Source organism: Primorskyibacter sp. S187A, assembly GCF_049800955.1.
In the GTDB taxonomy this organism is placed as follows: domain Bacteria; phylum Pseudomonadota; class Alphaproteobacteria; order Rhodobacterales; family Rhodobacteraceae; genus JAKVBH01.
Genome location: NZ_JBNAGA010000002.1, coordinates 358,039 through 381,832, shown reverse-complemented (window position 1 = coordinate 381,832; position 23,794 = coordinate 358,039). Strand labels below are relative to the sequence as shown.

The following is a 23,794-nucleotide window of genomic DNA, read 5'->3' as shown; positions in this document are numbered from 1 at the left end:
GACATGCGTGCACTGAAAATCGCAGCCACGGGCATGATGGCGCAGCAAATGCGCGTCGAGACGATCTCGAACAACCTCGCGAACATGTCGACCACGGGGTATAATCCGCGTCGCGCGGAATTCGCCGACCTCCACTACCAGCAATACGCCCGAGCAGGGACTGTAAATTCATCCGATGGTACCGTCTTGCCAACAGGCGTTCAGCTGGGCCTCGGCGTAAGGCCATCAGCGGTCTCGGTGAACTTGCAGCAAGGCGCTTTGACCCAGACGGGCAGCGATCTTGACGTTGCCGTCGATGGTCGTGGGTACTTGGAAGTGACTTTGCCGTCCGGACAAGCGGGATACACCCGTGACGGTGCCCTCAAGCGCAATGCTGAAGGCCTCATCGTGACATCCGATGGCCTGCCAGTTTCGCCGGAGATTGTCATTCCCAACGACGCGCGGTCTATTTCGATCAACGCCGATGGCGAAGTCTATGCCTACTTTCAAGGCACTGCCGAAGCGCAGCTGTTGGGTCAAATCAGTATTGCCGGTTTTGCCAATGCAAAAGGTTTGGAGGCGATTGGTGGCAATTTGTTCCTCGAAACAGAAGCCTCTGGCGCCGCTATCGTTTCGACGCCTGGTCAAGATGGTTTCGGAATACTGCGTCAGGGTTATCTTGAAGACAGCTCCGTTGATGCTGTCCGGGAGGTCACAGAACTCATTGAAGCACAGCGCGGGTATGAGCTGAACTCAAAAGTGATTTCAGCGGCGGATCAAATGCTTGGTGCAACCACGCAGGTGCGCTGATGAAACGTATCTTGGTTACTCTCATCGTATGCCTCTGTGGCACGAGCCTGTTGGCTGACATTCTCGTGCCCACGCGGACAATCCGGCCCAACACGATGCTTAGCGCCTCAGATTTCGCGGTGCACCCAAGCGATATCAAGGGGGCCATTAGAGACATTCGTGAGCTGCAGGGCATGGAATCGCGCGTCGCGCTTTATGCCGGACGCCCTGTCCATCCAGGAGACATTGGGCCACCGGCCTTGGTTGAACGAAACGAGGTCGTTCAACTGGTTTTTTCAAAGGGCGGTCTTGAGATTTTTGCGGATGGCCGTGCTCTGGGTCGTGGCGCTGCGGGCGATAGTGTACGCGTCATGAATCTCGCGTCGCGCACAACTCTTTTCGGAATTATTCAAGCCGACGGCAGTATCAAGGTGGGTCAGTAAATGCGTAGCTTATGTTTGGTGTCTTTTGTTCTCTTGGCGGCCGCCGGATGTGCGCGCATCGATCATATCGGAAAACCTCCGACTTTGAGCGAGACTCAAACGGGATCTGACGTGGTGGCCATGCGCAGCCCGGAACCTGACGCGTCCTATTTTGCACAAGTCCCCGCGCGCCAGTCGTCCCTTTGGAGCGCTGGGCAGAGATCGCTACTCGGAGATCAGCGCGCAGCAAAGCGCGGAGACATTCTGACCGTGGTGATTGAAATTGATGATCGAGCGGAAATCTCGAATTCGTCGCAAAGATCGCGTTCGAGTTCTGAAAGTCTCTCGATCCCGCAGCTCCTCGGGCTGCCACAACGTGTCGATCCTGATCTTCCGACCGGCGCAACGCTTGCCGATGCTGTGGACCTGCAGGCGGACTCGAGCTCCGGGGGCGATGGTTCTGTCAAGCGCCGTGAGAAGCTGACGCTTCGGATCGCGGCTACGGTTGTCGATACGCTTCCGAATGGTGTGTTGGCGATTGAGGGATCTCAAGAAGTGCGCGTTAACTTCGAATTGAGGGAGTTGTTGGTCTCTGGCTATGTCCGGCCGGAAGACATTTCCCGCCAAAATGAGATTACCTACGACAACATCGCATCGGCGCGCATTTCCTACGGCGGTCGTGGCCAGATTACGGATGTTCAACAACCACGAATCGGACAGCAAATTCTCGATGCCGTCTTGCCGTTCTGAGGGGTACCATGAAAAAGATTTTGCCAATTTTGCTCGCTTTGATCGGTATCGGTGGCGGGGTAGGCGCGGGGCTTGCCCTGCGCCCGGACCCGGCAGAGATGGCTGATGCCGCGGAGCATTGTGTACCCGTTGAAAAAGCTGAAGATCTTGCTGAGGTGAAGGAGCCTGAAGCGGATCTGACGAAGGAATACGTTGAATTGAGCAACCAATTTGTTGTTCCTTTGGTTGCAGAAGACCGAGTGAGCGGAATGGTTGTCGTTTCTCTCAGCGTTGAGGTAGATGCTGGCACGGCAGAGGATGTCTATTCACGAGAGCCAAAGCTCCGGGATACCTTTCTGCAAGTCCTGTTTGATCATGCCAATATCGGCGGATTTGATGGAGCATTCACCAGTTCCAATACGCTAAAAGTATTGCGACGGGCTCTGCTGGAAGCCTCCACGGACGCCGTTGGGGACATGGTATCAGATGTATTGATTACGGAAATCGCGCGGCAGGATGCTTAGGCGTCCTGCTCTTTTCGGTTTGTGCTTTAGCTCTCGCCGAACAGATCACGCGTAAACACTTTGCCCGCAACGTCTGCCAATTCTTCCGTGAGCCTGTTTGCGACAATGACGTTCGCTTCCTTTTTGAAAGCATCAATATCGCGGAACACGCGGGAGCCGAAAAACATGTCGTCCTCCAGCGCAGGCTCGTAGACGATCACTTCGATGCCCTTCGCCTTGATCCGCTTCATAATGCCTTGAACCGAGCTTTGCCTAAAATTGTCCGATCCGGCCTTCATCACAAGACGATGCACACCAACGATTTTTGGCGCGCGAGCGATGATTTGATCGGCAATGAAGTCTTTCCGGGTGCGGTTGGCTTCTACGATTGCGGTCATGATGTTTTGCGGCACAGCGGAATAGTTGGCTAAAAGTTGTTTGGTGTCCTTCGGGAGGCAATACCCGCCATATCCAAACGACGGGTTGTTGTAGTGATCGCCGATGCGAGGGTCGAGCGAGACACCGTCGATGATTTCACGCGGGTTCAAACCATAGCTTAGCGCGTAGCTGTCCAGCTCGTTGAAATAGGCCACCCGCATAGCAAGATAGGTGTTGGCGAAGAGCTTGATCGCCTCGGCTTCGGAAGCGCCGGTAAACAGGGTCCGGATATCTTTCTTTACAGCTCCCTGCGCCAGCAACGCAGCAAACCGATGGCCGCGCGGGCTGTCTTCGCCAATCACGATGCGTGAGGGGTAGAGGTTGTCCTTCAACGCCTGGCCTTCGCGCAAAAATTCAGGGCTGAAGATGACCTGATCTGTCCCCAGGTCCGCGCTGACGCGCTCTGTAAAACCGACGGGAATCGTTGATTTGATGACAATACAGGCGTCTTGGTTCACCGAAATGACCTGCTTTATGACGGCCTCGACACTGGATGTATCGAAGTAATTTGTGTCCGGGTCATAGTTGGTTGGCGTCGCCACGATGACGTATTCTGCATCGGAAAACGCCTCCGGCCCGTTGGTCGTCGCGCTGAGCGAAAGGCTGTGGTTGTTCAGAAATTCTTCCATTTCCGCGTCGACGATCGGACATTGGCGCGCATTGACCATGTCGACCCGATCTTTGGAAAGATCAACCGCGACGACGTCATTGTGCTGAGAAAGCAAGACAGCGTTGGACAGCCCGACATATCCGATGCCCGCGACGGCAATTTTTGCGCGTTCCATGGTGATGGCCCTTATTCTTTTTCTATTCAATTTTGTAAAAGTCGCGATACCAAGCAACAAAGCGGGCGACGCCGGTGGCAACATCGGTGTTCTGCATGGGGCCTGCAAGGGCCTGCATCAAAGATGTATCAGCCCATGTGGCGGGAACGTCACCAGGCTGCATATCCATCATATTGCGCTTCGCCTTGCGGCCGGTCGCGGCCTCAATGGCTTCGATGAAGTCGGTCAGTTGAACGGGAGTGCCCCGGCCCAGATTAACCACCCGCCAGGGCGCGACGGGCGACAAGCTGTCGTTGTCCTGTGCGGCGGCCGCATCTGGAATGCTGTGCGCCAAGTGCCAGATTCCATCGACAAGATCGTCGATATAGGTGAAATCGCGCTTCATGTCGCCGTGATTGTAGACGTCAATCGGCGTGTCTGAAAACACGGCCTTGGTGAACTTGAATAGCGCCATATCCGGGCGACCCCACGGACCGTAGACTGTGAAGAAGCGGAACATCGTGATCGGCAGACCATAAAGATGCGCATAGCTGTGCGCCATGGCTTCGGTGGACTTCTTGGTGGCTGCGTAAAACGACATCTGATGATCCGTTCGCATATCCTCCCGATAGGGCATCTGTGTGTTGGCCCCATAGGCCGACGAGGTCGACGCCAGCAGCATGTGTTGCGGCGGATTGGCCCGCGCGGCTTCGAGAAGCTCGAAGGTCCCAACGATATTTGCCTCGAGGTACTCGCGAGGGGCCTCGATGGAATGACGCACCCCGGCTTGGGCTGCGAGATGAACAACAAGATCGGGCCGATGGGTCTCGAAGAGCGATCTCAGAAGGTCCGGAGTTTCGACCTGTCCCTTGACGAATTCAAACGCCTCGCTGCGAAGGTCATCGAGCCGGGCCTGCTTCAGAGACACGTCATAGTAATCAGACATCGAATCGAGCCCGATGACCTCAAAGCCTTCGGCAAGAAGCCGCTTTGAAACGTGAAATCCAATGAATCCGGCAGCACCGGTGACGAGAGCTTTGCGCATGACCCTACCTGCGTCTTCGATGCGCTCAGATACGCCAAAGGTCTGGACAGGGAAAGGGGAAGTCTGGTCGCGGGGTTACTGAGCGGCAATCCCCGCCCGGCCAAAGATCGCCACGGAGTGCTCCTGCAGATAGATCCGCAGCCATGGTGTAAAGATTTCTGGGCGTGTGGCGACCTCGTGGGCCAGATCCGCGAAGCTGATCCATCGGGTATCGCGGACCTCTTCGGGGTTCAGCTCAATGCCCATGTCACGTGTGGCATCGACGATGAATATATCAACGAGTTCGTGCTCGATCATGCCGTTGCCAACATCGGCACGGTACTCCGCGCGCTGGCGAAATTGCGGCACCTGGCCTGTAATGCCCAGCTCTTCTTTCAAGCGCCGGATCGCGCAAGCTTCGGAGCTTTCGCCCCAATCGGGGTGTGTGCAACATGTGTTGGCCCAAAGGCCGGGCGTATGATATTTTTCCAAAGCGCGTTGTTGCAGCAGGATTTGCTCATCCCGCAGAACAAAAACCGACACGGCTTTATGCCGCAGGCCGCGTTTGTGCACGTCCAGCTTTTCAACGGGCTCGAGTTTGCCGTCGACCCAGGCGGGGATCAGGATACTCACGTGAATACCGGGGAGACGAGACGCGTCAGATGTGCGAGGTTTTTCACGCCGATCTTGAGGTGAGCCATGGGCCGGGCCTTGACGAGTTTCTTGTTCATATAGGCCTCAAACGTCAGCCGCTGCACATCGATATCATGGCACAGGGAAACAAAACGTTCACGCCGCTCATCGGAGCGATAATAGGCGTTTTGCATCGATGCAAGAACACGGAAGACTGTTTTATGCTCTTTCATGAAAAGCTTGCGCGCGAGCCGCAGATCGCTCACGCGGCCGGATGCGAGGCAAGCCGCTGCCGCCGTTGCCGCGACGCGACCGCCGACCATGGCGTAATAAATGCCTTCACCAGAACTGGGCGCCACGACGCCTGCGGCATCCCCCGCCAGCACAACATCCTTGCCGTTGTCCCAACGATCCATCGGTTTGAGCGGGATCGGCGCGCCTTCTTTGCGCAAGGTCTCACATTCTTCCAGGCCGGATGCTTTGCGCAGCGCAGCGGTGGCGGCTTTCAGGTCAACCGATGGGTTTTCCGTACCCATGCCAACGCTGGTCGTTCCACCATGGGGGAAGACCCAGCCGTAGAAGTCTGGGCTGATCGCGCCATCATAGATCACGTCGCAGCGTTTGGGATCATAGACGTCGTTCTTGGGCGGCGCGGCGATGATCTCATGATAGGCAAACACAAGCGGTACCTTGTCTGCATCAGGCACCTCGGCCCGGCCCACTTTTGACTTTGCGCCATCCGCCCCAATCACCAGTTTTGTGGGCAGGCGCATTTCCGTCCCGCTGGCCTTGTCGCGATAAATGACGGCTGTCTCATCGGCGGTGCGATCAATTCTGACAAATGTGCCAACCCGGTAGTCGGCACCCGCGTCGCGCGCGCGTTGGCGCAGGTAGGGGTCGAAATCCTTCCGGTCGACCATGCCAACGAACCCGTTTTCAATCGGAATATCCACGGAGCGGCCCGTCGGAGAGATCATGCGCGCGGTGTTGACCTTGGTCAGCAGTTGATCCTCTCCAATGTGGAAATCCTGCATCAGCCTTGGCGGGATCGCGCCGCCGCAGGGCTTGATCCGCCCTTCGCGGTCCAAAAGCGCAACCTTGTGGCCCGAGCGTGCCAGATCTTCGGCAGCAGTCGCGCCGCTCGGACCGCCTCCAACTACGACAACATCAAACATGATCTATTCCCCCGGAACCAATTCGGCGCGTTCGGGCCTGTCGCCCATCACGCGCAAAGCCATGAAAGCCGCAACGAGGAAAAGCCCCGCTTCGACGGTGAAAACGGCTCCAAAAGCCGTCGCATCATCTGAAAGAACGCGTCTCAGGACATCCGCAGCGGCGGCGCCGAGCAGCCCGCCAAAGCCTGCGGCAATCGCTTGGGCCGCGCCCCAAATGCCCATTCGTGTGCCCTCGCGCGCGTCGCGCCCCTGACTGGCCAAAGCCATCATTGAGCCGATTGCCGCGACAGCAAACATGCCGTTGAAAAGCCCCAGCGTCACGACGGCAGGCACCAGTGGCGCACCGGGTCCGCTTTGCCCCAGCGCCATTATCGCGAGCAAGCTGGCGGATGAGCCGATACACCCGGTAATCACCCAGGCTTTGAGAGACCCGATCCGCAGCCCTGTGGCCGCAATACCAACCGCCAGCATGCCGAGAAAGACGCCGCCATTTTGCGCGCCTGACAGCTGGGTCGATTGCCCGGGCGAAAACGCGAAGACCAAACCCGCATAGGGTTCAAGGATGAGCTCTTGCATGAAATAGGCGGTCATCGACAGGAAGATGAACAGCGTAAAGACGCGCGCGTCACGTTCCGCCCAGACTTCGCGAAGACCAACCATGAATGGCGTTTCGTCCTTGCGCTCCGGCTGCGCGTCAACTCGCGCTTCAACGCCCCACATGGCCAGTGACGTCAGCACGACGGCGCCGAGGGTGACGATCGCCACGATTTTCAAGAGCAATGCCGGGGAATAGGGGTCCAGAAATGCGCCTACGGTCCCGGCGGTGACTGCGATGCCAAAGATCATCATCAGCCATGTGATCGTGGCGGCAGCGGCGCGCCGACGTTCGGCTGTCGCTGTTGCAAGGAACGCCAAGAGCGACGTGCCCGAGGCGCCTACGCCAACACCGATCAAGGCATAGGCCAGAATGGACAGCGCGAGGCCGAGACTGGCTTGGGTCTCCATGACGACCACGCCGATAGAGGCCATAAAGGCTCCTGCGGAGAGAACCGCCATACCGCCAATGATCCAGCGCGTGCGATTTCCTGCGGTGTCAGAGCGATAGCCCCAGTTGGGCCGCGTGATCTGAATGCTGTAGTGCAGGGCAACGAGAAGGCCGGGCAAAACGGCGGGCAGGGCAAGCTCCACGACCATCAGGCGATTGAGCGTTGATGTTGTCAGGACAACGACGGCGCCAAGACAGAGCTGAACCAGCCCCATGCGGAAGATGTCAAACCACGAAAGCTTCACCACAAGGCCTCCACGGATCTTAGAGCAAAGGCTGCGACCATCATTCCGGAAACGTATAGCGTCACGCCCGCGCCATTGTACCAGGGCGCGCGGCCCTTGGGGTCAGAGAGCAAGACCCGCATGGAGAAGAATTGTGCGAGCAGGAGCGCGAAGATGCCCCATGCATGCCAGAGCATGCCCCAATATGTCAGAAGCGCAATGACGGCCACTTGCGGCACCGCCATCACCCAGCAGGCGACGCGTGCGGCGCGTTCGGGGCCAAGGGTGACGGGTAAGGAGTTGACGCCCATTTGGCGATCACCTTCCAAGGCCTTGAAATCGTTGAGCGTCATAATGCCGTGCGCGCCAATACCGTAGAGCAGGGCGATGACGATGGTTGGTCCGCTCGGCGCGCCATGTGCCAAGACGGCGGCGCCGGTGAACCAGGGCAGGCTTTCGTAAGACAGGCCAACGAGGCCGGGCCCCCACCAGCCCGAGCGCTTCATGCGGATGGGTTCGACGGAATAGGCCCATGCAGCAAGAACGCCAACCACGGTCGCGGCGAAACCCCATGGCCCCAAAAGCGCGCCAACGGCGAGGGACAGGCCCGACATCATCAGAGCGATGTAGAGGCCCCAACGCCCGGGAATGCGGCCAGACGGGATCGGGCGATTGGGCTCATTGATGGCGTCGACATGACGATCGCACCAATCATTCGCGGCCTGACTCATGCCGCAGACAATCGGGCCCGCGAGCAAAACGCCAAGGATGACCATCCAGGGCGCCGAGGAGATCGGTTCACCGGATGAAATGACCCCGCACAAATAGGCCCACATCGGCGGAAACCACGTGATCGGTTTGATCAATTGCAAGGCTGCTGCCGGGTCTGGGTAAGTGCGTGTGTGTAAACTTTGGCTGACACTCATGTGTCAACTATGTATATAAGACTCGAGTCGGGGCAAGGAAAAAGTCAGGGCCCCAAGCCGCTTTTTGGAGAGAAAACCATGTCTTTGGGCGCTTTTTCGGTTTCAATCGCTGTTTCGGACCTGTCGGCATCACGTCAGTTTTATGAAACGCTCGGGTTTACACTTTTTGCGGGAGAGGATGCGCATGGCTATCTCATCATGAAGCAGGGCGATGTCTTGATCGGTTTGTTTCAGGGGATGTTCGAGGGTCAGATGCTCACATTCAATCCCGGGTGGGATCAGGGCGCCAAACCGGTCGATCCCTTCGAAGATATCAGAACAATCAAGGAAAAGCTCAAAGCTGCCGGGCTGGAGATCTTACAGGAACAGGGTGGCGAGACAGGGCCTGCCAGTTTTGTTGTAATGGATCCGGACGGTCTGCCCATTCTGATCGACCAGCACCGTTGAGCGCTTATCCGTCTGAGTTGTCGCGTGCGAGCAGACCGTATTTGCGCAGCTTCACGTAGAGACTCTGACGGGACAAACCCAACATCTCAGCTGCGGCGACACGATTGTTGTTCGTCAATTCGACAGCCGCTTCGATGCACATCTTTTCAACGACATCCGTCGTCTCGGCAACGATTTCCTTGAGGCTAGACGTGCCCACAAGATCGACGACATTTGACTGTGCGGGATCATCAATGGAACCACTGGACCGACGCATGGCCTCCGCGCGGCCGGTATCTCGAATGACGAAAGCCACCTGTGGCGGAGAGCGATCGCTGAGCCATGTTGCGGCGGCCTCAATCGGCGTGACTGCACCAAAATCGTTGGTCAGCTTCGTCGCGTACATCCGCATCTGGCCTTCACGCTTCGCATTATCCAGAAGAACCGCAAGATCGACTTGCCCTCTTGCGAGGAAATCCGAAAGCGGGCGGCCGCGCACATCAGAGAGATGCGCCGCATCGGCCAGATCGAGAAACGCGTCATTCGCCGCTTCAATTGTGCCGTTGCCGTCGGTAAACAGCATGGCGTCCGCGCCCTTTTGGTAGAGCGCTGACAGGTTCAGCATCAAGTGATCACCCGTGGACCCGGACTGCGATTCAGCAGGTTCGATACGACACAGCAGGACCCTGTCGCCAGCTGCACGGAAGACAACCGGTTCAATACGGACCAGACGCTTCGATTGGCGGGTCGTCGTCGACATCTCGGATCCACTATCCGACACAGCCAGATGTACCAGGCTATCGATAAATTCCGAGCCGCGTTTATCCTTGAACTCATTGGCGAATGTCACGCCGGTCAGCGCGTCACGGTTCCCGCCCAGCAGAGACGCCGCAGGCTCGTTCAGATCGATCACCCGACCGGATCCGGTCGAGACAAACACGATTGGCTCACGCGTCGATGCGAGAAGCATCCGGTAGCGACTGTCGAATTCACGACGCGCTTCATATCCGCGCTCCAGCGCCATTTGCGCCTGCACCAGCTGTTGTTGGGTCTCTGCTATTGGGCGCAGATCCCGGCCTAGCATCAGAATGGTGTCCTCGGACCCAACCTGGTGGAACGTGTAGCGAATTGGGAACTCCCAATTGGCGTTATCGGTGTGATTGATCTCGACGGGTCTCGGCTGATACCCGGAAATGAACGCATCCACCGCGCGTTGCCACTTGTGGTAGCTGTCGCTGGTCAGGAACTCTTCGATGGAGCGTCCTTCCCAATGGGACAGGTTTCCGTAAGATGTGTCATTCGCATTGATCAGAACAGAATGAATGATCCCGTCTTTCGACACTACCAATGCAATGTCGGAGGCCACGGAAAGAATGGACCGCAATTCTTCCGGCTCGATATGCGGTACTGCACCGCTAGACCAGAATTTTGAACCTGTCGTGTTCATTTACCTGACCACACTTATCCTGCCTTTGCGGAACGACATGGCAAGTTTGAGAACCTGGTTCATGTCACGAGTCACGAGATCAGCTCCGGTTTTCTCCTGAATATCGGATGCATGATCAAGAACGACACCGCCAACGGCCAGCACGGTAGCGTTACCAACACGTCTGCGCACGTCTTTAATGGTGCGCGCCAGAGATGCAAGTCCCTCAGGGCGTGAACACGAGAACATGACAACATCATGCTGCGTATTTTTGAACTCTGCAACTAGGGCGTTGCTGTTCACTCCGAGCCTGAGATGGGTGTTGTATCCGCGCCGCCTCAGAAGCGTGCACAATGTCACGGCGCCAAGGGAATGATCCTCGGCCTCATCTGTCACGACGAGAATGCTGATGTCTTGCGGCGCCGCGCGATCGCTTTCCATGGTGCCATGGCTGGCAATTTCATGGGCAAGCGCTTGCAAGCGCGCCGTGCCAATAGACACTTCCGCAAAACCAATGATGTCTTCGCTCCACATCTGACCAAGCCGGCGTGCGGCGGTCGGGATGTAGTGATGGAGTGTTTCCAGATCGCTCAGACGCTGGCTCCGCAGTATTGCTGCAATGCGCTCGGCGTCAAAGAGGCCGCGGGTTAGAATTTGAGTTACCAGTTTGTCCAACACGCTCACACGAACCGCGCTTGAGGGTTGCACCTGTTGTCCCATGCGGGACACAACTTCACGGGCCAAACCTTGAATGGTTTGTGCCGTCGGCCAACCTTCAGCCTCCTTTGTTTTTGTTCTCTGGTCCATCTGCGTGCACCCTCGCTGTCCTGGGCCCGCGTTCTCGCTGCGGGCTCTTATTCACCCGCACTCGTAGGATGAAGCATTCAGCAGGAATGTCAAAGAAAATAGACATATTTCTCCAAACCTCGGGTAAAGGTCTCGAATCTGACCTTATACACTGCAATATAAGCTCAATAATTATTGGGTTTTCTCAAAGTCAGCGCGAATCAGTGCTATTTTCACTGCAATGGAACGAATGCACGCGTTACATGTAAGATTTAGTTGACACATCTGGGAGAGAGCCTACCCTTGGGGCACTACGCGAGGGGAGTCGCAAGACGATGGCATATCGCCCAAGCCACCAAAGCGCATCACGCGCCTTATACACACCGGAGCAGCGCGCCAGGCGCGATGCAACGGTCTGGACGTTGATTCAGGGCCTTCTGGCACCGGCGCAGTTTGTGGTGTTTGCGGTCTCGCTGGTTCTGGTGTGCCGGTATCTTCTCTGGGGTGTGGGCTATGAAGCCGCCACCTGGTCCATCGTGATCAAAACCGGGTTTCTCTACGCCATCATGATCACTGGCGCGATTTGGGAGAAGGTTGTCTTCGGCCAATACCTCTTCGCCCATGCGTTCTTTTGGGAAGACGTTGTGAGCTTTGGTGTCATCGCTTTGCACACCGCTTATCTCTGGGCGCTCTTTTCAGGCGCACTGTCCCCTGTAGAGCTCATGTGGCTCGCGCTGGCGGCATACGCGACCTACGTCCTCAACGCTGCTCAGTTCCTGTGGAAATTGCGCATGGCGCGCCTCGAAGGCGAACGCACCGAACAATCCGAGCAGGAGATAGTCGTATGAACGATCTGACGCCGAGCCGGGGGTGCGGTCACACGCCCATCCTCAAAGAACGCGGTCAGCGCGAAGTATTCTGCGGCCTGACGGGAATCATCTGGCTGCACCGAAAAATGCAGGATGCTTTTTTCCTTGTTGTCGGCTCGCGTACCTGTGCGCATCTGCTGCAATCTGCTGCAGGCGTCATGATCTTTGCCGAGCCCCGTTTCGGCACAGCCATCCTCGAAGAGACCGACCTTGCCGGTCTGGCGGATGCGCAAGATGAAATTGATCGCGAAGTGGGCCGCCTCCTGTCGCGCCGCCCTGATATCAAACAATTGTTTCTCGTGGGGTCTTGCCCGTCGGAGGTGATCAAGCTTGATCTCAACAAGGCAGCCGAGCGTTTGAGCGCAGAGCATGCGCCGCATGTGCGCGTGCTGGCCTATTCCGGTTCGGGCATCGAGACGACCTTCACGCAAGGTGAAGATGCCTGCCTTGCGGCCATGGTGCCTGTTTTGCCCGAGACCGACGCACGCGAGTTGCTGCTCGTGGGCGCGTTGCCCGATGTTGTCGAAGATCAAATGGTGAGCCTGTTGTCCGCCATGGGCATCGAGAACTTCCGGGTCCTGCCTGCCCCCAGAGCGGAAAACGATCTCGCCGTTGGCCCCAATAGCGTCTTTGCACTAACGCAGCCGTTTCTGGGGGACACCGCCGACGCGCTCGTGCGGCGCGGCGCGCGCCATCTTGCGGCTCCGTTCCCCTTTGGCGAAGAGGGGACCACCGCTTGGCTCGCAGCGATCGCGCAGGAGTTCGGCGTTGATCAAAAGACCTTCGACAAGGTGACCGCAGCCCCGCGCGCCCGTGCGCGCAAGGCAATTGCAAACGCGGCCGAAGCCTTGAACGGAAAGTCGGTTTTCTTCTTCCCGGACAGCCAGTTGGAAATCCCGCTTGCGCGCTTCCTGACCCGTGAATGCGGCATGCAGGCTATCGAAGTGGGCGCGCCCTTTATCCATAAAGGCCTCGTAGGCCCGGATCTGGACTTGCTGTCCGAAGGCCCAACGATTTCCGAGGGCCAGGACGTGGACCTGCAGCTTGATCGTGCCCTTGCCGCGCGCCCGGACCTCACGGTTTGTGGCCTCGGTCTGGCCAATCCGCTGGAAGCCGAAGGGCTGACTACGAAATGGGCCATCGAACTCGTTTTCACGCCTGTGCATTTTTACGAACAGGCAGGCGACTTGGCGGGTCTCTTCTCCCGCCCCGTCAGGCGCCGCAATCTTCTGAAGATGGAGGCCGCTCAATGATGTGCTTTTTCATCTTGCCAAGTAAACTCCGGGGTCTGGGGCAGAGCCCCAGGGGGCTGACATGAAACTGACGGTTTGGACATATGAAGGCCCTCCTCACGTAGGCGCCATGCGCGTTGCCACTGGTATGAAGGGCCTGCACTACGTGCTGCACGCCCCCCAGGGCGATACCTATGCCGATCTGCTGTTCACCATGATCGAGCGCCGCAACCACCGCCCGCCGGTGACCTACACAACCTTTCAGGCACGCGACCTCGGTGAAGACACCGCGCATCTGTTCAAGAGCGCCTGTCAGGATGCTGTTGACCGGTTCAAGCCGCAGGCGATTATCGTCGGCGCGTCCTGCACAGCCGAGCTCATCCAGGACGATCCCGGAGGCATGTCGGAGACCATGGATCTCGGCGTGCCGGTGATCCCGCTGGAACTGCCATCGTACCAGCGCAAAGAGAACTTTGGCGCCGATGAAACCTTCTTCCAGATCGTGCGCGCCCTGGCCCGTCCGATGGACAAGACCGAACGCGTGACCGCGAATCTGATTGGGCCGACCGCGCTGGGCTTCCGTCACCGCGACGACACCGAAGAGCTCACGGGCCTGCTGGCCGATATGGGCATTGAAGTGAACGTTGTGGCGCCGATGCCCGCGACGCCCCAGGACATCACGCGCCTCGGGCAGGCACATATCAACATCCTGATGTACCCGGAAACCGGCGAAAGCGCCTGTCGCTGGATGGAGCGGGAATTGAAGATCCCCTTCACCAAGACAATCCCTATTGGCGTCAATGCGACCCGCGAATTCGTCAAGGAAGTGGCTGAGATCACGGGTATTTCCGCGCATCTTGACGAGAGCCGCCTGCGCCTGCCGTGGTGGTCCTCTTCAGTGGACAGCACATATCTGACCGGCAAGCGTGTCTTCCTGTTTGGCGACGGCACACATGTCGCGGCCTGCGCGCGCATCGCGCGCGACGAGATGGGGTTCGAGGTCGTCGGCATGGGGTGCTACAACCGCGAGCAGGCCCGCCTGATCCGCACAACAGCCAAGGAATTTGGCGTCGAGGCGCTGATCACGGATGATTATCTGGAAGTTGAGCAGACCATCGAGGCGCTTGCGCCCGAGATGATCCTTGGCACCCAGATGGAGCGCCACATCGGAAAGCGTCTGGGCATCCCCTGCGCCGTCATTTCTGCGCCCGTCCACGTGCAGGATTTCCCGGCCCGCTACTCGCCCCAGATGGGCGTTGAGGGCGCAAACGTGATCTTTGACACCTGGGTGCATCCGCTTGTGATGGGCCTCGAAGAGCACCTGCTCACGATGTTCCGCGAGGATTTCGAGTTCAACGATGACAATGGGGCCAGCCATCACGGCGGTAAGATAACGCTGCGCGATCTTCAGGCCGAAGAGGGGGGCGTCGCCATTGTCTCTCGAACCAATGGCGCTCCAATGGCGACCCCCGTCGCCGAGGGCGACCCCCCCCGGAGTTTGTCTGGCAAGATGAAGGAGGAGACAGTCTCTTCCTTCGAGATCGTCTGGCTTCCTGCGGCGGAAAAAGAGCTCAAGAAAATCCCATTCTTCGTGCGCGGCAAGGCCAAGCGCAACACCGAAAAGTTCGCTTCGGAAAAAGGTGTGAGCGAGATCAGCGTCGATACGCTCTATGAGGCAAAGGCCCATTATGCGCGATAATTTTGATCAGGTGAAACCGTACAACATCGTGGTGATCACGCTTGATCATCACGCCGCTGGCCCTGTTGCGCGGGCCGGTGTGAAGCTTGTGCAGGACTACCCTGGTCTCAATATCTCGGTGCATGCGGCGGCCACCTGGGCGGAGACGCCCGAAGAGTTGGGTGCGGCCAAGGATGCGATCGCGCAAGCGGATATGATCGTCGCCAATCTGCTGTTTCTGGAAGAACACATTGCGCCCATCATGGATGATCTGCGCGCAGTGCGGGATCGCGTGGATGGCATGATCGGTGTCATTGCGGATGCAGAAATCATCAAGCTCACAAAGCTCGGCAAGCTTGATATGAGCAAGCCCGCGTCGCCGATGATGCAGCTTCTCAAGAAGCTCAAGCCAAAATCTGATGATAGCCCGGTGGAGACCGGCGAGAAGCGGATGGCGCAGCTCAAGAAGCTGCCCAAGCTGCTCAAGATGATCCCGGGCAAGGCGCAGGATCTGCGCTCTTGGTTTCTGGTCATGCAGTATTGGCTCGGTGGCTCTGACGACAACATTGAAGCCATGGTGCGGTATTTGCTCGGCAAATACGCGCAGACCCGTCCGGAATGGCTGGGCGGCGCAGCAGCCGCGCCCATCGAATACCCCGATGTTGGCCTGTATCATCCTGATCTTCCCGGCCGCATAACCACGGATGTTGCGGATGTGCCCGGCCCGGATCGTCCGGTTGCCACCGTGGGGCTCCTGATGATGCGGTCCTATGTCCTGTCTGACGACGTCGCGCATTATGACGCCGTTATCCGGGCATTCGAAGCCAAGGGCATCCGGTGTTTGCCAGCCTTTGCTGGTGGTTTGGATGGGCGCCCCGCGATCCGCGCGTTTTTTCACACGGACGCTGGTGTCCAGATTGATGCCATGGTCTCGCTCACGGGCTTCAGCCTGGTGGGTGGACCGGCCTACAACGACAGTGCAGCCGCAGTTGAGAGCCTGTCCGGTCTGGATGTGCCCTATATTGCGGCGCACCCGCTCGAGTTTCAGACGCTTGGCCAATGGGCTGGATCGGATCAGGGCCTCGGCCCCATTGAGACCACGATGCTGATTGCTTTGCCGGAGCTGGATGGAGCGACCTGCCCCACGATTTTCGGCGGGCGGCACGGCGAAGAAGGCTGCAACGGCTGTCATTACAATTGCCCGAACCAATCCGAGACCAAGCAGATGTCACCCTGTCTGGAGCGGATTGACAGTCTCGCAGAAAAGACGTTGCGGGCAGCGACCTTGCGCCAGAAAGCCAATGCCGACAAAAAGGTTGCCGTGGTGCTCTTCGGCTTTCCGCCCAATGCGGGCGCTGTTGGTACAGCGGCCTATCTCAGCGTTTTTGAAAGTCTTTACAATACGTTGCATGCAATGGCAGCGCGCGGCTATCAGGTCAATGTTCCGGCAAGTCTGGAAGAGCTGCGTGAAGCTGTGCTCAAGGGTAATGCCGCGCAGTATGGGCAGGAGGCAAATGTTGCCGCCCATGTCAGCGCCGATGACATCGTGCGCGATACCCCGCCTCTGGCTGCGATCGAGGCCGTTTGGGGCCCGGCGCCAGGCAAAATCCAGTCGGACGGTCGCGGCGTTTTTGTTTTGGGCCGTGAGTTCGGCAATGTCTTCGTGGGCGTTCAGCCGACCTTTGGCTATGAGGGCGATCCGATGCGATTGCTCTTTGAGAAAGGCTTCGCGCCGACCCATGCTTTCGCGCAGTTCTACCTGTGGCTCAAGAACAGCTTTGAAGCCGATGTAGTCTTGCATTTTGGCATGCATGGCGCACTGGAATTCATGCCGGGCAAACAAGCCGGGCTGGGCGCGCGGGATTGGCCCGATCGGTTGATCGGTGAGATGCCGAATGTCTATCTGTATGCGTCCAACAATCCATCCGAGGCGTCGCTTGCCAAGCGCAGGTCCGGCGCTGTCACGATCACACATCTTACGCCTCCGCTCGCGCAGGCCGGCCTCTACAAGGGCCTCACGGAGTTGAAAGATAGCCTGATGCGCTGGCGCGCGATGGAGGCCGGAGATGCGCAGCGCGGTGAGCTGGAAGCATTGATTGCCGAGCAGGCCAGTGCTGTGGACATGGTAGATATCGATCCCGACAAACTTTGGCTCAAGCTGCTTGAGACAGAAGATGCTCTTATCCCCGAGGGTCTGCATGTCGTGGGTCAGCCCTTCAGTGATGCGGCGCGCGGCGAATATCTGCGCCTGATCGAAGGCGCGGATGACGATACACGGGCTCATATTGACGCGTTGCTGCAGCAGGATGCGGAGCTGCCAGCGCTGATGCGGGCGCTTGAAGGGCGCTATATTGCGCCTGTGCCGGGCGGTGATCTGATCCGGTCGACAGATGTGCTGCCGACGGGGCGCAACATCCACGCGTTTGATCCCTTCCGGATGCCCACGGAGTATGCCTGCCGCGATGGGGCGAAACAGGCGGATCTTCTGTTGGCGACCCATGATACGCTGCCGCGCACGGTCGCCCTGGTGCTCTGGGGGTCGGACAATATCAAGAGCGACGGCGCGCCTCTGGCGCAAGCGCTGGCCCTGATCGGTGCGCGGCCGCGGATGGACAGCTTTGGCCGTCTGTCGGGCGCGGATCTGATCCCGCTGGAAGAGTTGGGACGCCCGCGCATCGATGTCGTAATGACACTGTCCGGCATTTTCCGCGATCTGCTCCCGCTCCAGACGCGGATGCTGGCGGAAGCCTCCTACAAAGCGGCTGTTGCGGACGAGCCTATGGAGATGAACTTCATCCGCGCCCATGCCCTGGCATATGTCGAAGAGCATGGTTGCGATCTTGAGACAGCGGCCTTGCGTGTCTTTTCCAATGCAGAAGGGGCCTATGGGTCCAATGTCAACGCATTGGTCGACAGCTCAGCCTTTGGGGAAGAGGACGAGCTGGCAGATGCCTACGAGGCTCGCAAGAGCTTTGCCTATGGCGTGAGCGGCAAGGCAACGGCCAATGCCGATCTCTTGCAGTCACAGCTCAAGACCGTCGATGTTGCTTACCAGAACCTGGAAAGCGTTGAGCTTGGTGTCACCACGGTTGATCATTACTTCGACACGCTCGGCGGGATTTCCCGTGCTGTGAAACGGGCGCGGGGCGGTCAGGAAGCGGCGGTCTACATCTCTGATCAGACACGAGGCGCGGGCAAGATCCGGACGCTCAAGGATCAGGTCGCGCTCGAGACGCGGTCGCGTTCCCTGAACCCGAAATGGTTTGAAGGGTTGCTGAAGCACGGCGCCGAGGGTGTCCGCCAGATCGAGGCGCAAGTCACCAATACGCTGGGTTGGTCTGCCACAACGGGGCAGGTTGATCCTTGGGTTTACCAGCGAATTTCGGAAACCTTTGTTCTTGATCCGGAGATGCGGGAGCGTTTGGCGGAGCTGAACCCAACGGCCTCCAGCCGTATGGCCAATCGCCTGCTCGAAGCCTCGGATCGCGCCTATTGGCAGCCCGATGCCGAGACGTTGGCCGCGCTGCAGGAGGCAGCGGACCAGCTTGAGGATCGTCTTGAAGGGATTGCCGCAGAATGACAGCCAATCGCACATATCTGCCGGTGGCGCAGTGGGGGCCAGCCCCCACACCCCCGGCGTATTTTCAGCCAGAAGAAGGGGCACCATCATGAGCCCATTGGACATCAAGAACCCGCCCGCTGCCCGTGCGGCGGATCGTGAGGCCCGCGGGCTGAAAGAGCGCGGTCTTGCCGTGCCCAGCCTCAAGCGTGGGCAGGACGGCGAGGGATCGCTTCAGGTGCATCAGGATGCATCCATGAAGATCGAAGGCGCGAAGGTCTTCTCGGTCTACGGCAAAGGGGGCATCGGGAAATCGACAACCTCGTCCAACCTCTCGGCGGCCTTCTCGAAGCTTGGCAAAAGGGTGTTGCAGATCGGGTGTGACCCCAAGCATGACAGTACATTCACGCTAACCGGTCAGCTTCAGCCCACGGTGATCGACATCCTGAAAGAGGTGGATTTCCACGCGGAGGAACTGCGGCCTGAAGACTTTGTGACCGAAGGGTTCAACGGTGTGCAGTGTATCGAAGCTGGTGGCCCGCCCGCCGGGACTGGGTGTGGCGGCTATGTCGTGGGTCAGACGGTCAAATTGCTGAAACAGCACCATCTGCTGGATGACACTGACGTCGTGATTTTCGATGTATTGGGCGATGTTGTCTGCGGCGGTTTCGCCGCTCCGCTACAACATGCCGACAGCGCCGTGATCGTCACGGCCAATGACTTCGACAGCATCTATGCGATGAACCGGATTATCGCGGCGGTGAAGGCGAAATCAGCCAATTACAAAGTGCGCCTTGCGGGTTGTATCGCCAACCGGTCTCGCGAGACTGATGAAGTCGATCGGTTCTGTCGCGAGGTAAACTTCAAGCGCATTGGCCATATGCCCGATGTCGATGCGATCCGCCGTTCGCGCTTGAAGAAGAAAACACTCTTCGAGATGCCCGATGAAGAAGACATCGTGCAATGCCGCGCGGAATATCTGCGGCTGGCTGAAAGCCTCTACAATGGGCTGGATCCCCTTTCGCCGGAGCCCATGGAAGACCGTGCGATCTTTGAACTTCTGGGATTTGACTGATGCGCTATGAGGCAACGCGCAGCCGCGTAGAAGATTACTTTGATCGTACAGCGACCAAGACATGGGAGCGTCTGACATCGGATGCACCGGTGTCCAAGATCCGCGAAACCGTAAGGCAGGGCCGCGATCAGATGCGTGAGCGTTTGCTGGCGCGGCTCCCGTCTGATCTGACGGGTCGCCGGATTCTGGATGCTGGCTGCGGCACCGGGATGGTGACGGAAATCATGGCGGCGCGCGGCGCAGAGGTTGTTGCCGTGGATATCTCCCCGCAGCTGGTGGAGATCGCGCGCAGCCGCCTGACGCCTGGTCTTGCTGCACGTGTGACGTTCCATGCAGGCGACATGCTCAGCGCAGATCTGGGGCGGTTTGATCATGTCCTCGCCATGGACTCACTGATCTACTACCATGCTCACGACATTCGAAATGCCCTGTCCGTTCTGGGCGAACGCACGCAGGAGAACATCGTGTTCACCGTTGCGCCGCGCACGCCGCTTCTGATGATGATGTGGAACGCAGGCAAACTCTTCCCCCGCGCAGATCGCTCTCCGACGATGATACCGCACGCGCCAAAATCACTGTCCCGCGAGCTGGAGGATATCGGAACGCTGGCAGATCTCGGTCGAGTGTCCAAAGGCTTTTACATCAGCCAGGCCCTGGAGTTTCGCGTATGAATCCATTGCGTAAATCCACTGGTGCCAATGTGCTCAAACAGGTGACGCTGAAGGCGTTGCCTTTTGCGGATGCGGCTTCGGAAGATTTGCCCCTGAGTCAATTGCTGCGCCTTGCGCTGTTTCAGGTCTCGGTCGGGATGGCGTCTGTCATGCTGCTGGGGACTTTGAACCGGGTGATGATCGTCGAGCTGTCCGTTCCGGCCATGATCGTTGCGGTGATGATCGCGCTGCCGGTTCTGATTGCGCCGTTTCGGGCGCTGTTGGGTTTCCGGTCTGACACGTATCGTTCGGCTATTGGATGGAAGCGCATTCCATATCTCTGGTTTGGGTCGCTCTGGCAATTTGGCGGTCTCGCTGTCATGCCTTTCGCCTTGCTCGTGCTGGGCGGTGATGTGGCTTATGAGATCCCCTTTGCGGGCGAAGTTCTGGCTGCTCTTGCCTTCCTGATGACAGGTCTTGGCATGCATATGACCCAGACGGCGGGCCTTGCGCTGGCGGCGGATCGTGCATCAGACGAGACGCGCCCGCGCGTCGTCGCGCTGCTCTATGTCATGTTCCTTTTGGGCATGGGTGTGGCGTCGGTCGTGATTGGCTGGCTGCTCTCGGATTTCTCGAACCTGACGCTCGTGCGCGTGGTGCAGGGCTCTGCGGTTGTGGGCATCGTGCTCAACCTCATTGCGCTGTGGAAGCAGGAAAGCGTCCGACCCATGAGCCGCGAAGAGCGCGAGGCGCCCCGCCCGCAGTTTCGCGATGCCTGGGCCGATTTCATGGCTGGTGGCTCGGCGGGTCGTCTTCTTGTGGTTGTCTTCATGGGCACCATGGCCTTCAACATGCAAGATGTGCTTTTGGAACCTTACGGCGGCGAAGTTCTGGGCCTGTCTGTTTCGTCCACAACCTTGCTGACGGCAATGTGGGCGGGCGGCGCATTGCTGGGTTTTGCACTGGCGGCGCGCCAGCTGACAAAAGGGCTCAACCCATACCGGATGGCAGGCAATGGGCTTGTCGCGGGATTGCTGGCTTTCTCCGTCGTGATTTTTGCCGCACCGATGCAGTCGGGCGCAATGTTCTTCGCAGGCGCAGGGCTCATCGGCTTTGGCGGGGGCCTCTTCTCGGTTGCGACCCTCACGGCGGCCATGTCCATGCCAGCCGAAGGTCTTGTTGGACGCGGTCTGGCGCTGGGCGCTTGGGGTGCGGCACAGGCCACGGCGGCGGGTCTGTCCATCGCGCTGGGCGGGACGATCCGTGACGTCGTCAATCAGGCCGGCGCCAGCGGCATTTTGGGAGAAGCCCTCGCGGATCCCTCCGTTGGCTACTCGGTCGTCTACCACATCGAAATTGCTCTGATCTTCTTCACGCTCGTGGCGCTCGGACCTCTGGTCCGCCGCGGGCTCACACTGAAACCCACCGAAGGCGGCCTGCGTTTGGCCGACTTCCCCACCTGAACGGCTCCACAGGAGGATACATCATGGTTGCAACGTTTTTCGGAGAGTTTGACCTGGCGTCCCTGACGCTTTGGCTCTTCTACGGCTTTTTTGCCTTACTCATCTTCTACATCCAGCGCGAAAACATGCGCGAAGGCTATCCGCTCGAAAATGACGATGGTACGGAATCCGCAAATCAGGGGCCTTTCCCTGTCCCGAGCGACAAGACGTTCGAATTGCAGCACGGCCGTGGTTCGCTGACAGTGCCTTCGGGCCAGCGCCCCGATCGTGACGATATTGCCCTGCGTCAGACATCGGTCAACAATGGCTTCCCCTTTGAGCCCACCGGCGATCCGATGGTGGACGGGGTTGGGCCTGCGTCCTGGGCGAATCGCCGCGACGTGCCGGAGCTGGATGCCAAGGGCCATCCCAAGATCGTTCCCATGTCGGCGATTGAAGCGTTTAGCGTGGCTGCAGGCAGAGACCCGCGCGGCCTGCCCGTGCAGGGCGGCGATGGTGAGATCGTTGGTGCGATTTCCGATCTGTGGATCGATGAGCCGGAACAGATGGTGCGCTATCTCGAGATGACACTGGACCCGGCCTACGGCGAAGGCACGCGGCTGGTTCCGCTGACGCTGGCCAAGATCAAATCCGATCGGGTCAAGATCCACTCGATCTACGGCAAGCACTTCAACAACGTGCCCAAGATCGCCAGCCCGCGCCAGGTAACCTTGCTCGAGGAAGACAAGATCTCTGCCTACTACGCCGGTGGCAAACTCTATGCGGATGAGCGTCGTCTCGAACCGCAAATCTGATGCAAGACCTCCGGACCGGGGTGGGGAGCCAAATGCGCCCCGGCCCGGAGGACCTCCAGCCCTTTGGGAATGAAGAAAGGCAAAGCCATGCCACATGATATTACGATAGAGCCCGTCGAAGGCCTGCCCGAGTTGCCGCCAGAAGGAGAGAAGATCCTGTGGCAAGGCAAGCCGAACTGGTGGGCGCTGGCCAAGGAAAGCCTCTGCCTTTACTGGGTGATGGGGTATTTCGTTTTTCTCGCCATGTGGCGCTTCATCGTCCTGAGTGATCGCGTGCCTCTCGTTCAGGCATTCACGGCCTCGCTGCCCTTTATCATTTTGGGTCTGGTCGCTTGTGGCCTTCTGGCGCTCATCGCCTGGGTCCAGTCCGTGACGACAATGTACACAATCACCAATCGCCGGGTTGCCATGCGCATCGGGGCGGCGCTCACCGTGACGTTGAACCTGCCCTATACCCGTATTGCCAATGCTGATTTGGATCTGCGCCGTTCCGGCACGGGAACGATCACGATGGAGCTTCTCGAAGACAAGGTGCAGCTCAGCTACCTGATGACCTGGCCTCACGTCCGACCTTGGAAATTCAGAACGCAACCTGCCCTGCGCTGCATCCCCAACGCGGAGCGTGTGGCAGCTATTCTGGCCGATGCAGCCGATACGCAGGTCAGCATGCCTGTGATTGAGCGCGCGGCCTCCCCCGTGGCTGCGGAATAGGGGGTCGTGATGCAACACGAAAGCACCCGAATCCACAAGCCGGAAGCCGAACTGATCCCGCCCTTTGTGGGCAAGATCCTCCTTGGCCTGCTCGTCTCTGCTCTGGTTGTCGTGGCCTGGGCGCGACTGACGGACCAGCCTTTGGTCGCGATGGCGCCGCAGAGCACGGTGGTGGAAGAGCGCCTGTTTACGTTCGAGGCCAACATGTCTGGCGCGGTGCGCGTCATGGATGAAAAAGGCGTCTTGCTGGCTGATCTGCCGCCGGAAGAAGGCGGTTTCATTTCCGGTGTGGGCCGCGTCATCGAACGCGAGCGTATGAAACACCGCGTGGCACAGGACGGGCCTGTGCTTCTCATGCGCCATGAAAATGGCCGCTATTCACTCCGCGATCCCTCTACAGGGTGGGAAGCGGATCTAATGGGCTTCGGCCTGGACAATGCACGCGCCTTCGCCCGGCTGTTTGCACTCTGAGAA

At 58.7% G+C, this 23,794-nt stretch carries 23 protein-coding genes; 15 read left to right on the top strand and 8 right to left on the bottom strand.

Going from position 1 to position 23,794, the window contains the following annotated elements; genetic code table 11:
* The first annotated feature begins 3 nt into the window (after positions 1-3).
* From flgG to ACP15S_RS12795, 4 genes are read left to right on the top strand one after another with little or no spacing between them, the layout of a single operon-like run.
* Positions 4-789 (top strand): flagellar basal-body rod protein FlgG, encoded by a 786-nt coding sequence (gene flgG / locus ACP15S_RS12810; RefSeq protein ID WP_425040029.1) that lies wholly within the window; start codon positions 4-6, stop codon positions 787-789.
* Positions 789-1,211, top strand: coding sequence for a flagellar basal body P-ring formation chaperone FlgA (flgA, locus tag ACP15S_RS12805; RefSeq protein WP_425040028.1), 423 nt, complete (start codon positions 789-791; stop codon positions 1,209-1,211). Before flgG ends, flgA begins: the two co-directional genes overlap by 1 nt.
* On the top strand, positions 1,212-1,940 hold the full coding sequence (gene flgH / locus ACP15S_RS12800; RefSeq protein ID WP_425040027.1) for a flagellar basal body L-ring protein FlgH: 729 nt from the start codon (positions 1,212-1,214) through the stop codon (positions 1,938-1,940).
* Positions 1,941-1,948: 8 nt separating this feature from the next.
* On the top strand, positions 1,949-2,443 hold the full coding sequence (locus ACP15S_RS12795) for a flagellar basal body-associated FliL family protein (RefSeq protein ID WP_425040026.1): 495 nt from the start codon (positions 1,949-1,951) through the stop codon (positions 2,441-2,443).
* Between the two features lie 26 nt (positions 2,444-2,469).
* On the opposite strand, the gene ACP15S_RS12790 is transcribed toward ACP15S_RS12795, so the two are convergent.
* The 6 genes from ACP15S_RS12790 to chlG form a co-directional block, all read right to left on the bottom strand.
* Positions 2,470-3,645 carry a nucleotide sugar dehydrogenase gene (locus tag ACP15S_RS12790; protein ID WP_425040898.1) on the bottom strand — a complete coding sequence of 392 codons (1,176 nt, stop codon included), beginning with the start codon at positions 3,643-3,645 and terminating at the stop codon, positions 2,470-2,472.
* Positions 3,646-3,667: 22 nt separating this feature from the next.
* The gene (locus tag ACP15S_RS12785; RefSeq protein WP_425040025.1) at positions 3,668-4,669 is read right to left on the bottom strand and encodes an SDR family NAD(P)-dependent oxidoreductase; all 1,002 of its coding nucleotides are present in this window, start codon (positions 4,667-4,669) and stop codon (positions 3,668-3,670) included.
* Between the two features lie 75 nt (positions 4,670-4,744).
* The gene (gene idi, locus ACP15S_RS12780; RefSeq protein WP_425040024.1) at positions 4,745-5,281 is read right to left on the bottom strand and encodes an isopentenyl-diphosphate Delta-isomerase; all 537 of its coding nucleotides are present in this window, start codon (positions 5,279-5,281) and stop codon (positions 4,745-4,747) included.
* Entirely contained in the window at positions 5,278-6,456 is a 1,179-nt protein-coding gene (locus ACP15S_RS12775) for a geranylgeranyl diphosphate reductase (RefSeq protein ID WP_425040023.1), read from the bottom strand. Before ACP15S_RS12775 ends, idi begins: the two co-directional genes overlap by 4 nt.
* A gap of 3 nt (positions 6,457-6,459) precedes the next feature.
* A complete protein-coding gene (locus ACP15S_RS12770; protein WP_425040022.1) occupies positions 6,460-7,746 on the bottom strand; it encodes a BCD family MFS transporter in 1,287 nt (428 codons plus the stop codon).
* On the bottom strand, positions 7,743-8,651 hold the full coding sequence (gene chlG / locus ACP15S_RS12765; protein WP_425040021.1) for a chlorophyll synthase ChlG: 909 nt from the start codon (positions 8,649-8,651) through the stop codon (positions 7,743-7,745). The genes ACP15S_RS12770 and chlG overlap by 4 nt, the downstream gene beginning before the upstream one ends.
* Positions 8,652-8,729: 78 nt before the next feature.
* Between chlG and ACP15S_RS12760 the strand changes: the two genes are divergently transcribed.
* Entirely contained in the window at positions 8,730-9,098 is a 369-nt protein-coding gene (locus ACP15S_RS12760) for a VOC family protein (RefSeq protein ID WP_425040020.1), read from the top strand.
* A gap of 4 nt (positions 9,099-9,102) precedes the next feature.
* Here the strand turns inward: ACP15S_RS12760 and ppsR are convergent, their stop codons facing one another.
* Entirely contained in the window at positions 9,103-10,524 is a 1,422-nt protein-coding gene (ppsR, locus tag ACP15S_RS12755) for a transcriptional regulator PpsR (RefSeq protein WP_425040019.1), read from the bottom strand.
* Positions 10,525-11,310 carry a cobalamin B12-binding domain-containing protein gene (locus ACP15S_RS12750; RefSeq protein ID WP_425040018.1) on the bottom strand — a complete coding sequence of 262 codons (786 nt, stop codon included), beginning with the start codon at positions 11,308-11,310 and terminating at the stop codon, positions 10,525-10,527. It abuts the gene before it with no gap.
* Between the two features lie 314 nt (positions 11,311-11,624).
* On the opposite strand from ACP15S_RS12750, the gene bchF reads away from it, so the two are divergent.
* The 10 genes from bchF to puhC all read left to right on the top strand — a co-directional run bounded on the left by bchF (position 11,625) and on the right by puhC (position 23,791).
* Complete coding sequence (bchF, locus tag ACP15S_RS12745; protein ID WP_425040017.1) at positions 11,625-12,137, top strand: 2-vinyl bacteriochlorophyllide hydratase; 513 nt, start codon at positions 11,625-11,627, stop codon at positions 12,135-12,137.
* A complete protein-coding gene (locus tag ACP15S_RS12740; RefSeq protein WP_425040016.1) occupies positions 12,134-13,411 on the top strand; it encodes a ferredoxin:protochlorophyllide reductase (ATP-dependent) subunit N in 1,278 nt (425 codons plus the stop codon). The genes bchF and ACP15S_RS12740 overlap by 4 nt, the downstream gene beginning before the upstream one ends.
* Positions 13,412-13,472: 61 nt before the next feature.
* Entirely contained in the window at positions 13,473-15,089 is a 1,617-nt protein-coding gene (gene bchB, locus ACP15S_RS12735) for a ferredoxin:protochlorophyllide reductase (ATP-dependent) subunit B (RefSeq protein ID WP_425040015.1), read from the top strand.
* Entirely contained in the window at positions 15,079-18,648 is a 3,570-nt protein-coding gene (locus ACP15S_RS12730; protein ID WP_425040014.1) for a magnesium chelatase subunit H, read from the top strand. The genes bchB and ACP15S_RS12730 overlap by 11 nt, the downstream gene beginning before the upstream one ends.
* A gap of 235 nt (positions 18,649-18,883) precedes the next feature.
* Positions 18,884-19,702, top strand: coding sequence for a ferredoxin:protochlorophyllide reductase (ATP-dependent) iron-sulfur ATP-binding protein (bchL, locus tag ACP15S_RS12725; RefSeq protein ID WP_425040897.1), 819 nt, complete (start codon positions 18,884-18,886; stop codon positions 19,700-19,702).
* Positions 19,702-20,373 carry a magnesium protoporphyrin IX methyltransferase gene (gene bchM / locus ACP15S_RS12720; protein ID WP_425040013.1) on the top strand — a complete coding sequence of 224 codons (672 nt, stop codon included), beginning with the start codon at positions 19,702-19,704 and terminating at the stop codon, positions 20,371-20,373. The genes bchL and bchM overlap by 1 nt, the downstream gene beginning before the upstream one ends.
* Complete coding sequence (locus ACP15S_RS12715) at positions 20,370-21,815, top strand: PucC family protein (protein WP_425040012.1); 1,446 nt, start codon at positions 20,370-20,372, stop codon at positions 21,813-21,815. The genes bchM and ACP15S_RS12715 overlap by 4 nt, the downstream gene beginning before the upstream one ends.
* A gap of 23 nt (positions 21,816-21,838) precedes the next feature.
* Positions 21,839-22,609 carry a photosynthetic reaction center subunit H gene (gene puhA / locus ACP15S_RS12710; protein ID WP_425040011.1) on the top strand — a complete coding sequence of 257 codons (771 nt, stop codon included), beginning with the start codon at positions 21,839-21,841 and terminating at the stop codon, positions 22,607-22,609.
* Between the two features lie 87 nt (positions 22,610-22,696).
* Positions 22,697-23,320, top strand: a complete 624-nt coding sequence (gene puhB / locus ACP15S_RS12705) for a photosynthetic complex putative assembly protein PuhB (protein ID WP_425040010.1) — start codon at positions 22,697-22,699, stop codon at positions 23,318-23,320.
* A gap of 9 nt (positions 23,321-23,329) precedes the next feature.
* Positions 23,330-23,791: a photosynthetic complex assembly protein PuhC gene (puhC, locus tag ACP15S_RS12700; protein ID WP_425040009.1), complete on the top strand. Its 462-nt coding sequence runs from the start codon at positions 23,330-23,332 to the stop codon at positions 23,789-23,791.
* The last annotated feature ends 3 nt before the right edge of the window (positions 23,792-23,794 follow it).